Source organism: Cytobacillus kochii (assembly GCF_044790165.1).
In the GTDB taxonomy this organism is placed as follows: Bacteria; Bacillota; Bacilli; order Bacillales; family Cytobacillaceae; genus Cytobacillus; species Cytobacillus kochii.
Genome location: NZ_CP085254.1, coordinates 3,226,680 through 3,240,525 on the forward strand (window position 1 = coordinate 3,226,680; position 13,846 = coordinate 3,240,525).

15 protein-coding genes and 1 other RNA gene are annotated in these 13,846 nt (G+C 38.3%); 2 read left to right on the top strand and 14 right to left on the bottom strand.

What is annotated here, in order from left to right:
- Nucleotides 1–288: 288 nt before the first annotated feature.
- From mnmA to LG276_RS16550, 4 genes are read right to left on the bottom strand one after another with little or no spacing between them, the layout of a single operon-like run.
- Nucleotides 289–1,404 (bottom strand): tRNA 2-thiouridine(34) synthase MnmA, encoded by a 1,116-nt coding sequence (gene mnmA, locus LG276_RS16535; RefSeq protein WP_404292367.1) that lies wholly within the window; start codon nucleotides 1,402–1,404, stop codon nucleotides 289–291.
- A gap of 29 nt (nucleotides 1,405–1,433) precedes the next feature.
- The gene (locus LG276_RS16540; protein ID WP_289434173.1) at nucleotides 1,434–2,576 is read right to left on the bottom strand and encodes a cysteine desulfurase family protein; all 1,143 of its coding nucleotides are present in this window, start codon (nucleotides 2,574–2,576) and stop codon (nucleotides 1,434–1,436) included.
- 24 nt (nucleotides 2,577–2,600) lie between these two features.
- Nucleotides 2,601–3,020, bottom strand: a complete 420-nt coding sequence (gene cymR, locus LG276_RS16545; protein ID WP_224935897.1) for a cysteine metabolism transcriptional regulator CymR — start codon at nucleotides 3,018–3,020, stop codon at nucleotides 2,601–2,603.
- 52 nt (nucleotides 3,021–3,072) lie between these two features.
- The gene (locus LG276_RS16550) at nucleotides 3,073–3,732 is read right to left on the bottom strand and encodes a YitT family protein (protein WP_224935896.1); all 660 of its coding nucleotides are present in this window, start codon (nucleotides 3,730–3,732) and stop codon (nucleotides 3,073–3,075) included.
- A gap of 239 nt (nucleotides 3,733–3,971) precedes the next feature.
- Here LG276_RS16550 and LG276_RS16555 point away from each other — a divergent pair, with 239 nt between their 5' ends.
- On the top strand, nucleotides 3,972–5,237 hold the full coding sequence (locus LG276_RS16555; protein ID WP_289434176.1) for a replication-associated recombination protein A: 1,266 nt from the start codon (nucleotides 3,972–3,974) through the stop codon (nucleotides 5,235–5,237).
- 328 nt (nucleotides 5,238–5,565) lie between these two features.
- On the opposite strand, the gene LG276_RS16560 is transcribed toward LG276_RS16555, so the two are convergent.
- The 5 genes from LG276_RS16560 to LG276_RS16580 are packed head-to-tail and all read right to left on the bottom strand — an operon-like array spanning nucleotide 5,566 to nucleotide 9,296.
- On the bottom strand, nucleotides 5,566–6,522 hold the full coding sequence (locus tag LG276_RS16560; RefSeq protein WP_224935894.1) for an ABC transporter permease: 957 nt from the start codon (nucleotides 6,520–6,522) through the stop codon (nucleotides 5,566–5,568).
- A 3-nt stretch (nucleotides 6,523–6,525) separates the two neighbouring features.
- Entirely contained in the window at nucleotides 6,526–7,446 is a 921-nt protein-coding gene (locus LG276_RS16565) for an ABC transporter ATP-binding protein (RefSeq protein WP_224935893.1), read from the bottom strand.
- Nucleotides 7,447–7,454: 8 nt separating this feature from the next.
- On the bottom strand, nucleotides 7,455–8,150 hold the full coding sequence (locus tag LG276_RS16570; protein ID WP_404292369.1) for an ABC transporter ATP-binding protein: 696 nt from the start codon (nucleotides 8,148–8,150) through the stop codon (nucleotides 7,455–7,457).
- The gene (locus LG276_RS16575) at nucleotides 8,140–8,514 is read right to left on the bottom strand and encodes a GntR family transcriptional regulator (protein WP_224935891.1); all 375 of its coding nucleotides are present in this window, start codon (nucleotides 8,512–8,514) and stop codon (nucleotides 8,140–8,142) included. Before LG276_RS16575 ends, LG276_RS16570 begins: the two co-directional genes overlap by 11 nt.
- A 2-nt stretch (nucleotides 8,515–8,516) precedes the next feature.
- Complete coding sequence (locus LG276_RS16580; protein ID WP_404292370.1) at nucleotides 8,517–9,296, bottom strand: hypothetical protein; 780 nt, start codon at nucleotides 9,294–9,296, stop codon at nucleotides 8,517–8,519.
- A gap of 130 nt (nucleotides 9,297–9,426) precedes the next feature.
- On the opposite strand from LG276_RS16580, the gene LG276_RS16585 reads away from it, so the two are divergent.
- Entirely contained in the window at nucleotides 9,427–9,822 is a 396-nt protein-coding gene (locus LG276_RS16585) for a hypothetical protein (RefSeq protein ID WP_404292372.1), read from the top strand.
- A gap of 45 nt (nucleotides 9,823–9,867) precedes the next feature.
- Here LG276_RS16585 and LG276_RS16590 read toward each other — a convergent pair whose 3' ends face one another.
- The 5 genes from LG276_RS16590 to aspS all read right to left on the bottom strand — a co-directional run bounded on the left by LG276_RS16590 (nucleotide 9,868) and on the right by aspS (nucleotide 13,834).
- Nucleotides 9,868–10,638 (bottom strand): ThiF family adenylyltransferase, encoded by a 771-nt coding sequence (locus LG276_RS16590; protein WP_095372451.1) that lies wholly within the window; start codon nucleotides 10,636–10,638, stop codon nucleotides 9,868–9,870.
- Nucleotides 10,639–11,040: 402 nt separating this feature from the next.
- Nucleotides 11,041–11,166 carry a hypothetical protein gene (locus tag LG276_RS16595; RefSeq protein ID WP_404292374.1) on the bottom strand — a complete coding sequence of 42 codons (126 nt, stop codon included), beginning with the start codon at nucleotides 11,164–11,166 and terminating at the stop codon, nucleotides 11,041–11,043.
- A 216-nt stretch (nucleotides 11,167–11,382) separates the two neighbouring features.
- Complete coding sequence (locus LG276_RS16600; protein ID WP_404292376.1) at nucleotides 11,383–11,625, bottom strand: hypothetical protein; 243 nt, start codon at nucleotides 11,623–11,625, stop codon at nucleotides 11,383–11,385.
- Nucleotides 11,626–11,788: 163 nt separating this feature from the next.
- Nucleotides 11,789–11,977: non-coding RNA, 6S RNA (ssrS, locus tag LG276_RS16605), on the bottom strand.
- Between the two features lie 81 nt (nucleotides 11,978–12,058).
- On the bottom strand, nucleotides 12,059–13,834 hold the full coding sequence (gene aspS, locus LG276_RS16610) for an aspartate--tRNA ligase (protein WP_404292378.1): 1,776 nt from the start codon (nucleotides 13,832–13,834) through the stop codon (nucleotides 12,059–12,061).
- Nucleotides 13,835–13,846 lie beyond the last annotated feature (12 nt).

Genomic DNA, 13,846 nt, shown 5'->3' on the forward strand with positions numbered 1-13,846 from the left:
TTCGAAATAGTATAGCATATTTTTCGATAAGACTTCATTCACAGGCTAAACCATGCAGGCATAATTTGTTGAGGTTTTTAGAATTGGACATAATATGATTAGTACACAGCTTGATTTAATGCTGTTAGCTCAGCGATTTCCCAGCTTCTCCAAAGAATGAGAGGAGAAAAGTTAACTTCGATGATTTCCGGCATTTGTGCGTATCACTTTAGACTCAGTAACCTGTTGAAGATTTATCAAAAAAACGTGGGAAAAATAAAAAACCAGGCAATCAATCTGCCTGATTTTTTATCCTACATATGTGAGTTGATTACTATTAATATACACTTCATCAATTGTTGCTCCACCTAAGCATTCGTCACCGTTATAAAAGACAACTGATTGGCCAGGGGTAATCGCTCTACTTAGCTCATGAAACTTAACTCGAACTTTATTGTCTGCTAAGCGTTCCACCGTTACACTATTGTCTGTCTGACGATATCTAAATTTAGCTGTACATTCAAATGTTTGTGGCATTTCTTTTTCAGATACCCAACTTACATTCACAGCTACAAGGGAATCGGAATATAATTTTTCATGGTGAAAGCCTTGTCCTACATAAAGAACATTCCTTTTCAAGTCTTTACCAATCGCAAACCAAGGCTCACCTGCTCCACCGATCCCTAGACCATGTCTTTGACCAATTGTGTAATACATTAAACCATCATGCTTACCGACTATTTTACCATCAAATGTCTCCATATTACCTGGTTGAGCTGGTAAGTAGTTACCTAGGAATTCTTTAAAGTTTCTTTCACCAATAAAACAAATACCTGTACTGTCCTTCTTAGTAGCTGTTGCTAAATTCGCTTTTGCCGCAATTTCCCTTACCTCTGACTTTTTAATATTGCCGATTGGGAACATTACTTTTTTTAATTGATCTTGCGAAAGCTGATTAAGGAAATACGTTTGATCTTTGTTTTCATCAAGGCCACGAAGCATTTTTACTTCGCCACCTCTTTCTTCTACACGCGCATAATGGCCAGTTGCTAAATAATCAGCACCTAACTGCATCGCATGTTCTAGAAACGCTTTAAATTTTATTTCCTTATTGCACATAACATCAGGGTTCGGTGTTCTACCTGCTTTATATTCTTCAAGAAAGTAGGTGAACACTTTATCCCAATATTGCTTCTCAAAGTTGACAGCATAGTATGGAATACCGATTTGATTACATACGCGGATTACATCTTCATAGTCTTCCGTCGCTGTACATACACCGTTTTCATCGGTGTCATCCCAGTTTTTCATAAAAATGCCGATGACATCATAGCCTTGTTCTTTGAGAAGGAGTGCAGCTACCGATGAATCAACGCCACCGGACATCCCAACAACGACTCGCGTATCTTTTGGCTCTTTTGTCATTGTCTTCACCTCTCTTTGCTATACTTTATTTATGCTTGAAATCGTTGCACGATTTTACTTACTTCTTTCCCAGCTACACTTGCTTGTTCTAATGTATTACCATAGCCAAAGCTGAACCTTATAGAGTTAGCTAACCGCTCATGTCCTTTACCAAACATCGCGACCAGTACATGCGATGGGTCTATAGATCCTGCTGTACATGCAGAACCACTAGATGCGGCAATCCCTACTAAATCTAAATTAACAAGCATAGCTTCGACATTTGTTCCTGGAAAGCTTAAGTTTAATACATGAGGAAGTGTTTCAGCAAGCGAACTGTTTTGCTTAAACTTTATTCCATTTTCTATCAATGTTTGCATGAACGTATCTCTTAATTGTTGAAAGTGCGTACTTTTAGCCACTCTATTTTGTTGACTTATTTTCACAGCTTCTAAAAAACCAGCAATGGCAGGTACATTTTCCGTTCCAGCTCTACGCTTTCTTTCTTGCTCGCCGCCAAACAATCTTGAAGGAAGGGAAATGTCTTTCCGGCAATATAGAAATCCAATCCCTTTAGGACCATTTATTTTATGAGCTGAAACAGAAAGTAAGTCAATATTTGTTTCATTTACATCTATAGGCAATAAGCCATAAGCTTGTACCGCATCTGTATGAAAGACCGCTTGATGATTAACGAGCAGTTTACCTATCTCAGCGATGGGCTGAATGGTACCAACTTCATTATTCGCATACATGATGGTAACTAAAATCGTATCATCTCGTAACGCTTTCTTAACAGTGTCTACTTCAATGACCCCTTCATTGTTGACTGGTAAATATGTTACTTCAAATCCTTCTCTTTCAAGCTCTTCGCACGCATGTAGTACTGCATGATGTTCAATTTCTGAAGTGATGATATGCTTACCTTTATTTTGATTCGCTCTAGCTACTCCAAAAATAGCATGATTATCGGATTCGGTTCCACCACTTGTGAAAATAATCTCGTTTGCAAGAGCTCCAATACTTGATGCCATTACTTCTCTTGCCCGATCAAGTACTTGTCTTGCTTCTCTACCAAAAGAATGAATGCTTGATGGATTTCCGTAATCCTCTTGCATCATTCGCATCATTACATCAATTACTTGAGGATGCATCGGACTTGTTGCCGCATGATCCAAATAAATTCTTTCCACTCTTTTCACCTTCTTGCCAATCTGTTAAATATAAAACATATAAGCATCGGATTCACCAGTATCTTTATGGTTTGCTAAATCCTCAATCGTTGTATTATCCAGTACCTCTTTCACTGCGTCACGTATACGCATCCATAATTCTCTTTTGGCTGGTTCTTCATTTTCTATCCCTTCAACTGGACTAATCGGACCTTCTAATACGCGAATAATATCGCCTGAAGTGATCTTTGATGGTTCATCTCCCAGTATATATCCGCCATAAGCTCCTCTTATACTTTTAACAAAACCAGCATTTCTTAAAGGAGCAATTAATTGTTCTAAGTAGTGTTCTGATAAATCATTTGCTTGTGCAATTGTTTTTAATGAAACGGGACCTTCCCCATATTTCTTAGCGAGTTCTATCATAATCGTTAATCCGTAACGACCTTTTGTCGATATTTTCATTCCCGACACCTCTATTCATCTTTATTCTCTCTATAAATTCCATCGTTACCTGTTATGAGGCAATCGATACTTTTCTTTCCTTCATTCGTGCAAGTAACTTATTCGTAAATCGTTGACATTGTGGTAATGCTGCACCGACTATTGGACCAGTAGCCAAGCTTAAAACGATTGTCCCCCAAAAAACAGGACCGCCAAGCTGCCAACCGATAACTAACACAATAATTTCCATACTTGACCTTATATAGGCAACTTTCCAACCTGTTCGATTCATTAATGCCATCATTAAACTATCCCGTGGCCCAGTACCTAAACGAGCTGATATATACAAGCCCATACCATAACAATTAATGAAAAGACCACAAGCAAACATAATGAACTTTCCCCAAATCGTTTCAGGAGTGGTCATAAACGGTAATAATAAATACAAATCAATAAAGATTCCAATAAGAATCATATTAAGATAAGCACCTGCTTTTGGCATCTCTTTACCAATGATTGCCGCAATGGCAAGTACAAGAATACCCACAATAATAGACCAAGTGCCAATTGATAACCCTAATTGATAATACAAACCTACATGCAATACGTCCCAAGGTGTTGCGCCTAAATCTGCAACAATAAGGAGTACAATTCCTAAACTCATTACTAATAAACCGAGTAAATAGATAATAAACCTCGGTCCTGTTTGCCCTATTTTATTATTATTGATCATTTGACAAGCCCTCACAGGATAGATTATTTTTAATCTTTTTTCTTACGCCCTCCATTAAATGGTAGAATATACTCTTTAATAAGTAGTTGGATAAGTTAAAAACATTTTTCTTCACAACATAAAATAGACCCTGCTATTATAGCACATTTGCAAGCGTTAATCATTTTAGCTATTTTAATTTTATGATATGTTATCAAAAGGAACAGAATAAGCCTCTTATCTAATTAGGAGTGATATAGTTGAGTATCAAACCGTTAGCTTTTCGAATGAGACCAAGAACAATCAATGAAATTATTGGTCAACAACACCTCGTGGGAGAAGGTAAAATTATTCATAGAATGGTAAAAGCGAAACAACTATCATCGATGATATTATACGGACCACCAGGAATTGGAAAAACCTCTATTGCTAGCGCAATAGCTGGTAGTACTAAATTCGCTTTTCGCACTTTAAATGCAGTGACAAATAATAAAAAGGATATGGAAGTCGTAGCAGCCGAAGCAAAGATGTCAGGTAAGGTTATTTTATTATTAGATGAGGTTCATCGCCTAGATAAAGCAAAACAGGATTTTCTTTTACCTTATTTAGAAAATGGCATGATTACCTTAATAGGTGCTACTACCAGCAATCCTTATCATGCAATTAACCCCGCCATCAGAAGTCGATGTCAAATTTTCGAACTAAAGCCATTAGAAGTGGAAGAGATTAAGACGGCATTAAAAGTAGCTATTGCTGATGAAGATAGGGGGCTAGGTAATAAGACAGTAGACATAGAAGATGAGGCATTAACTCACTTTGCAACTGCATCTGGAGGCGATGTTCGTAGTTCGCTAAATGCGCTTGAATTGGCAGTGCTTTCAACTGAACCAGATGACTCAGGCACTATCCTCATCACACTTTCAGCTGCCGAAGAATGCATGCAAAAAAAGAGTATGGCACATGACAAAGATGGTGATGCACATTACGATGTTTTATCTGGATTCCAAAAATCCATTCGTGGAAGTGACGTGAATGCCTCCCTTCATTATTTGGGCAGATTAATTGAGGCAGGAGATATGGTTAGTATTACAAGAAGACTATTGGTTATCGCTTATGAAGATATCGGACTTGCCTCCCCCCAAGCTGGACAAAGAACATTATCAGCCATCGAATCAGCAGAGCGGTTAGGTTTCCCTGAAGCAAGAATTCCGTTAGCTAACGCAGTGATCGAGCTATGCCTTTCACCGAAATCTAATTCAGCTATTATGGCGATTGACCGGGCATTATCAGATATACGTGCAGGCATTAGCGGTGAGGTTCCAGATCACCTAAAAGACGCTCATTATAAAGGGGCGAAAGAATTAGGTAGAGGCATTGACTATCAATACCCGCATGATTATGAAAATGGATGGGTAAAGCAACAATACTTGCCTAATAACATTAAGCAGAAAACTTATTATGAACCAAAAACGAACGGTAAATTTGAACAAGCTCTTTCCACTGTTTACAAACGGCTACAACAGTAAGATGCTTGCTAAAAAAGATAGTAAATCCACCCAGACTTAAATGTTTGAGTGGATTTTCCTCATTTGTTAACAACAAATACTTGGCACTGGCCTACATCTATCTCTGTCACTTTGATTAGTACGTTTAAATCGCAGCGCTTACTTTTTCGTTACACTTATGTCCACTCAAAAAATGGTAAACCAGTTAATCGAAGATAGTTGTTGGAATCTCTTGTGAAAGTAAAATAAGCTCGGACACAGTTACCTATATAAATTCATTACTTTTCATTGTTTTCAAGATTTCAACCATAAAAATAAGCTGCTGGAAATTTCCAGCAGCTTCTAGGTTTTATCCAGCTATATCTCTTTTCTTAAATATGATGAATGCAATGATTTGGAATATCAGAAAATAAACAATCAACATGATTACGGAAAAAGTTAACGTCATTCCTGGTAACATCGGCGTTCCTTCAAAGTACTGAAACAGATCGGTATTAGCAAATAAGCTATATTTCGCCCAATCATACTTCATCGCAATGAGGTGAGTAATTTGCCCACCAGCGAACATAAGGAAAATAGATAATCCAATTGCTAATGAACTACTTCTGAATGCTGATGAAATCATAAAGGCCATCGTCGCTAGCATAATGTTTTGGATGGATGATAAGCTATACACATTAATTAAATGCAAAATCATTGACTGTTCTTTTACCACTCCATCTTGATATAAGAGATATGGTTCACTACCACCTAAACCAAATAGAACGAGGCCTAATATCCCAGAGAATATGAAAAGTAAAAAGAGCAAACTGAAACCAAATAACAGCACAGTTATGTATTTGGAGAGAAGAATTTTACTTCTAGTAATTGGACGAATGAGCAGCAGCTTAATCGTTCCCCAATTAAATTCACTTGCCACAATCCCTCCAGCAATAATAATCATAAATAAACCGGCAAAATCTATTAGCGAAGACATATCAGAAATAAAACTAAGTGCTTCGTAATCTCCATTTGGTGATATATTGTTTTCGATGCGATACTCATTAATGGCAATGATCTTTTCATAGCTTTCTTTCACATCCTCTGGCAGCATATCTCCGGAATTCTCCAGCTCCTTCTGATAGGAGTCAATCTCCATTTGTAACCCTTTTTGCCATTGCTCATTTGGAGGGACTGACCCTTGTACATCTTGGTATTTCATAAAAGCACCTGCTACAGCGACGATAAATAAGAGAATGCCAATCATGACATAAGTGCCACTTCGTTTAAAGATTTTCACCCATTCGTTTCTAATTAATGAGAACATGACTTATTCCGCCTCCTTCTGTAGTGTTGTCACTTCAAGAAAGCGGTCTTCCAACGTTTTCGTCGTTTCTTGAATACGATATATATTAATTCCATCATGAACCCACTCTTTCACCAATAAAGGGATATCCTCTTTTTGTGCTCGCAGCATAAGCGTATTTCCCTTCACTTCTGCTTGCTGTTGTGGAATTAATCTATTGACAGCAAACATTGCTTCTGTTGGATGATCGACGTCGATTTCATATTCCTTTGCCCCTCCTTCTACTTGCTCATGAACAGACTGAATCGTAATTAATTTACCTTTTTGAATGATACCGACTCGATCACACATCATTTCCATTTCTGATAGTAGATGACTAGACACAATGACTGCCATTCCTCTTTCTCTTGCTAACTTCCTTACATGGTCACGGATTTCACGAATACCAGCGGGGTCTAATCCATTTGTTGGTTCATCCAGAATTAACACTTTAGGATCATGTAACAAACATTGGGCTAACCCTAGCCTTTGCCGCATACCTAAAGAATAAGTCTTCACCTTATCATGTATTCTCTCAGTCAAACCAACAAACTCTACTGTCTCCATAATTTTTTCTTTCGTAATTCCTTCTGACATTTTTGCGTAATGTAGGAGATTTTGATAACCACTCATAAATTTATACATTTCTGGATTTTCAACAATCGCTCCTACATGTTGAATTGCCTTCTCAAAGTTTGTTTGCACACTATTACCAAGAATTTTAATATCACCTTCACTAATGCCAATTAAGCCAACAATCATCCGAATAGTGGTTGTTTTACCCGCACCATTAGGACCTAGAAACCCGAAAACCTCTCCTTCCATTACTTCAAAACTTAAAGAATCAATAATTTTTCTCTTTTTAATGATCTTTGTTACATTTTCAATTTTAACTACTGCCTTCATCTCTTTCCTCACCCCTTATATGTTTCTTTCATCCATTCTTTGATAGACAGCCCTTTTTCTTCTCTTATTGTTTCTACATGATACTGACCAAGAAATCTTCCATCTTCTATCATAATTAATTCATCAAGGACTGTTTCAACTTCTTCTATTTCATGTGTAGCCATTAGCACTGTTTGTTTCTCAAAATCAATAAAGCTTAATAATCCCTGAACCAACGAATCCCGAACCATTGGATCTAATCCAGAAAATGGTTCATCTAAAAGTAGAATAGGTGCTCTTCTAGCAAGAGCCAATACTAACTTTAAACGTCCACGGTTTCCTTTCGATAATGACCTAATTTTTACTGAATCATTTAAGTTCATAAATTGAAGTAGTTCCATTGCTTTAACTTGTTCAAAATCAGCAAATTGGCTCTCATAAAAATTCAGCATATCTTTAACCGTAAAAGAAGGATAAAAACTGTCTGCCTCTGTTAAATAGATGACTTTGGACGCAATTCTTCTATTAGCAGGCTCCCCTAATACACTGACTTCACCACTTGAAGGATAGGTTAGACCAGAGATGAGTTTCAGAATGGTCGATTTTCCACTTCCATTCGGTCCCACTAGGCCAATGATTTTCCCAGGGCGTATGGTAAAGCTGATATCTTTCAAAACGTGATTAAAGCCATATTTCTTATTCACCTTATGAAACTCAATCATCATGATCCTCCTTCAGGAATTGAGATAGCCCTTGTTTCATTTCCTCATTAGAAAAACCTAACTCTCGCAAATTATTTACATAGGATTGGATGATCTGTTTTTGCATATCTCTTTTTAAGTTCATTAACTTGGCAGTATCCTCTGTTACAAATGTTCCTTGCCCACGCTTCGCCAAGGCGACTTCCATCCTTTCTAGCTCTTGATACGTTCTTTGAATTGTATTTGGATTCACCCCAAATGTAAGTGCCATCTCACGAACAGAGGGTAATTTTGCCCCTGGAGCTAACTCTTTTCTCACAATCTGTTGACAAACCCGTTCCATGATTTGGAGATATATCGGCTGTGATGAATGAAACTCTTCCGCCATTTTTACACCTCAACCTTCTTTTCGAGCAACCAAGTCGAGGTAATGAATAACAGACTAGCTGTAACGATGTATAAAAGGATTTCTACAATGGAGATTGTACTATCAGCCATATTGAATGTGAACCCGTCTGATTGAACAAAAAAGTTGAAATGCAGCCAATCTACATTTAAATCAAGCTCACTCATATGAACTAATTGTTTGTACCAATCGCTTTCACCTATTAAACCAGAAATGAACATTTGCACAACTACTATGAAAAATAAAGATACTGAGCGCACCCTTCCTAAGATCGGTACATTTTTTAAGCTATAGTAAACGAACCAATAAAAACAGAACCATAAACCAAAATAGAAAGACAAACAAGTAATAAATAATAATAAGTAAAGTGGAAGAACAACTGGTATATTGTCATAGAATGAGACACCAGGATTATAATAATAGCTCCCTATTGCTAAGAAAATGGTAATGACTATCGACATTACAAAATAAATACTAATGGCCACTAGCTTACTACTCAATAAATAAGAACCCCGATTTGGGTTATGCAGCCACCCTTGCGTCTTTGTCTCAAAATTTAAGGAATATAAAATAAAAATAGGATAAAACAGAATATGTGCAAAAAATAAGGCAAACAGAAAAGCAGGTAAAATATTGCCTTCCTTAAAATAATGAGTCAATGCGAAGCCTATTAAAACGGCAAAAATCATGGTTAAAATTACGCCATAAAAGTGAGATTTCATTATCTTTAATTCTTTTACGAGCAAGCCACGAAAAGGATTCATTTTTTCCTCCTTTTTACATCTAGTGTATTAGTTAAATAGTACACCGGTACTTTGTTTCCGTCAAGCCTAATGTATGATTCTTTTTTTAAGGTAGAGGATAATAATAAATGTTTTGATAAGGAGGCTTTCGATGACACATGCATCTTGGCAAGAATCCGACGATCGACTATTAGAAGAATTGGTTAACGAGTATAGCCAAAATGGTGATTCTAAAGCAGATGCCTTTCGCATGGCAGCAAAAAAATTAGGTAGAACAGAATCAGCCTGTCAAACGAGGTATCACAATATGAAGAAAACTAGAGAAGACTCTGCGAGTTTATCTATACAGAAAGTGATTGAATACTTAAAAACAACCCCTGACCTTTTGTTATTATCTGAGAACAAGGCACTTTTATTGGAAAATGAGCAATTAGAGGCAAGAAATAACGAACTTAATCAAAAATGGGAAGAAACTAGCCATCAATTAGAAAACGAGCTTTCACTTTACGAAGGACTAATGTCTGTTATGAAAGAATATCGCAAATAAATGAAGAAAAGCTTGTAGTAACAATAACTACAAGCTTTTCTTCATTTATTTACTTTCGTCATTTACACGACTAATAGGGATGTCGGCTAATAATTCCTTGACAACATAACTTGCCATAATAAGTCCTGATACAGAAGGCACAAATGCATTAGAAGACGGCGGCATTTTCGCCTTACGTATTTTTGCATCATCTTTCCCAACGGTTTTTCTCACATCTTCACGAATAACGATCGGGCTTTCATCAGAGAAAACGACGGGTATACCTTTACGTATGCCTTCCTTTCGTAAACGAGTACGAATTACCTTAGCAATTGGATCGGTATGCGTTTTAGAAATATCAGCGATTTGGAATCTTGTCGGATCCATCTTATTAGCTGCACCCATACTAGAAATAATCGGTATATCTCTTTTCAAGCACTCTTTCATTAAGTGAATCTTATAAGAAATCGTGTCTGAAGCATCAATGACAAAGTCAGGGTTATAACTAAAGAAATCTTCATATGTTTCTTCTGTATAAAACATTTTCAAAGCAATGACTTCACATTCTGGATTAATATCCATAATTCTCTCTTTCATTACTTCTACTTTTTGCCTACCGACAGTAGAAAGCAACGCAATAATTTGTCTATTGACATTGGTAATATCCACATCATCTTTATCAACAAGCACAAGTCTGCCCACGCCTGAACGAGCAAGGGCCTCAGCTGCAAATGTACCCACTCCCCCGATACCTAATACAGCCACTGTACTATTTTTCATTGTCTCTAAACCATCTTTACCAATGGCAAGCTCATTTCGCGAAAACTGATGTAACATGCTATTTCAACTCCATTCCATATCTATCCTACAAATAATCATACCCGTAAAAAAATATATCATACTTTCCGTTAAATACAAGTAAATCACTGGGATTTCTCGTTCCCTCTTTTGAAAAAGGTGAACAGATTTTTATGGTCAAATGATCTCTTTTGACCTTCCTGTTTTGGTACATATTTGTTGGGTTTTATAAACCCTAAAAATAATAAAGAATGAGGGAGCTTTTCTTTCAGGCGTTAGCCGGTTAGAAAAGGCGTTTGTAAAGCACTCATACGCTAGGTTCTTTCTGAGGGACTTGCTAATTCATTTTGCGAAGCGCTCACTCCCCGGGGGTCCTTCTGAGGGACATGCTAATCCACTTTGCGAAGCACTCACTCCCGGGGGTCCTTCTGAGGGACTTGCTTATTCATTTTGCGAAGCGCTCACGCCCGGGGGTCCTTCTGAGGGACCTGCTAATCCACTTTGCGAAGCGCTCACTTCCGGAGTTCCTTCTGAGGGAACTGCTAATCCACTTTGCGAAGCACTCACTCCCGGAGGTCCTTCTGAGGGACCTGCTCATCCACTTTGCGAAGCGCTCACTCCCGGAGGTCCTTCTGAGGGACCTGCTAATCCACTTTGCGAAGCGCTCACTCCCGGGGGTCCTTACGAGGGACCTGCTAACCCACTTTGCAAAGCGCTCACTCCCAGAGTTCCTTCTGAGGGAACTGCTAATCCACTTTGCGAAGCACTCACTCCCGGGCTTCCTTACGAGGGACCTGCTAATCCATTTTGCGAAGCGCTCACTCCCAGAGTTCCTTCTGAGGGAGCTGCTAATCCACTTTGCGAAGCGCTCACTCCCGGAGGTCCTTCTGAGAAACTCGCTAATCCATTTTGCGAAGCGCTCACGCCCGGAGTTCTTTCTAAGGGACCTGCTAATCCACTTTGCGAAGCGCTCACTCCCGGAGTTCCTTCTGAAGGACCTGCTAACCCACTTTGCGAAGAGCTCATACGCCAGCTTCCTTCTAAGTGACCTGCTAATCCATTTTTGCGAAGCACTCATACACCGAGTTGTTTCTAACTTGCAAACCTCTTAATGAGTGCACTATTATTCGACCACAAATAAAAAAACCTGATATCTATGATCAGGTTTTTACGTACAATTATAAAGTGAAAGAGTCCCAATTATGCCGTCGTTATTGGTCCTTCATTTTGAACCCGCACTTAGCAGGTGGGTGTCCTGCTCCTCGCATCTGTAAGTCCTCTAGAAATGAGGCATTTACGCTTACATAGAAAACTCCGGACTCCCGAAGGTAATATGTTCGGTCAAAATTAGGGTAGACGACGTACACATCAGGACTCTTTATGATTGAAGTAATCTTATCATAGCTAAGATATGAATTCAAGAAGTGACATATAGTTCAAAAATCACTTTTTTTACCAATTAATCTTGATTCTTTACATTCAAAGCGAGATGAAGGTCATTTAATTGTGCTTCACTTACTTCCCCAGGTGCATCTGTTAAAACGCAACTTGCACTAGCTGTTTTAGGGAAAGCAATTGTATCTCTTAGGTTCGTTCTACCAGCAAGTAACATTACTAGACGATCAAGTCCTAGTGCAATCCCTCCATGCGGGGGGGTACCATAGTCAAATGCTTCAAGTAGAAAACCAAATTGCTCCACAGCTTCCTCTTTAGAAAAACCAAGAATTTCAAACATTCGCTCCTGAATATCTCTTTCAAATATACGAAGAGAACCACCGCCAAGTTCATAGCCATTAAGAACTAGGTCATACGCTTGAGCTTTTACTTCTGCTGGTTGATCAGCTAATTTTTCCAAGTCTTGTCTTTGTGGCATTGTAAAAGGATGATGTGCTGCATAATAGCGACCATCTTCTTCGTCATACTCAAGTAGCGGCCAATCCGTTACCCATAAAAAGTTAAATTTGCTTTCATCAATTAATTCTAATTGCTTACCTAATTTTAGACGAAGCGCACCTAATGCATCGGCAACTACTGATTTCTTATCCGCAACGAATAGTAATAAGTCGCCAGCTTCCACGCCAAGCGCTGACTGAATTGCTGTTTGTTCTTCTTCAGATACAAATTTAGCAATTGGTCCTTTTAAACCTTCATCTTCTGCTTTTAACCAAGCAAGTCCTTTGGCCCCGTATACCGAAACAAATTCCGTCAAGGCATCAATATCTTTGCGGGAATAGGTGGAAGCAGCGCCTTTGACGTTAATTGCTTTCACTTGTCCACCTGATGAAACAGCACCAGCAAATACTTTAAAGCTCGAATCCTTTACGATATCAGATAAATCCGTTAGCTCCATTTCAAAACGTGTATCTGGCTTATCGGAACCGTATCTTGACATAGCTTCATGATAGGTTAAACGAGGGAATGGGATATGAACTTCTTGTCCTTTAACATCCTTCATGATTTTAGCCATCATACTTTCCATCAACTCAATAATATCTTCTTGGCTCATAAAGCTCATTTCAATATCAATTTGCGTAAACTCCGGTTGACGGTCTGCGCGTAAATCTTCATCTCGGAAGCAACGAGCAATTTGATAATAGCGGTCTACTCCACTGACCATTAATAATTGTTTAAATATTTGTGGCGATTGTGGCAGCGCGTAAAACTCTCCTGGATGCACACGACTTGGCACTAAATAATCGCGCGCTCCTTCTGGTGTACTCTTCGTTAAGATTGGTGTCTCTACATCGATAAAATCAGCATCATCAAGGAATCCTCTAATAGCTTTTGTTACTTGATGGCGTAGCTTTAATGTATTGGCCATCACTGGTCTTCTTAAATCTAGATAACGATATTTTAAGCGAACATCCTCAGATACTTCAGATTTTTCGTCAATCGTAAATGGAGGTGTTTTCGCCTCATTAAGAATCGTTACCTTTTCCACTCGAATTTCAATTTTACCAGTTGTTAAGCTCTCATTAACCGTCCCTTGTTCCCTTTCAATAACGACGCCTTCAATATCTAACACATATTCGTTACGAATTTTTTCTGCTAATGCTAAAGCTTCTTGTGAAACTTCCGGATTAAAGACCACTTGGACTATGCCTGTTCTGTCACGTAGGTCAATAAAGATAAGACCTCCTAAATCACGACGTTTTTGCACCCAACCCTTTAATGTTACTTTCTCACCTATCGCTTTTTCGGTAATCTCTCCGCAGTAGTACGTTCTTCCAAACATCTATGATTCCTC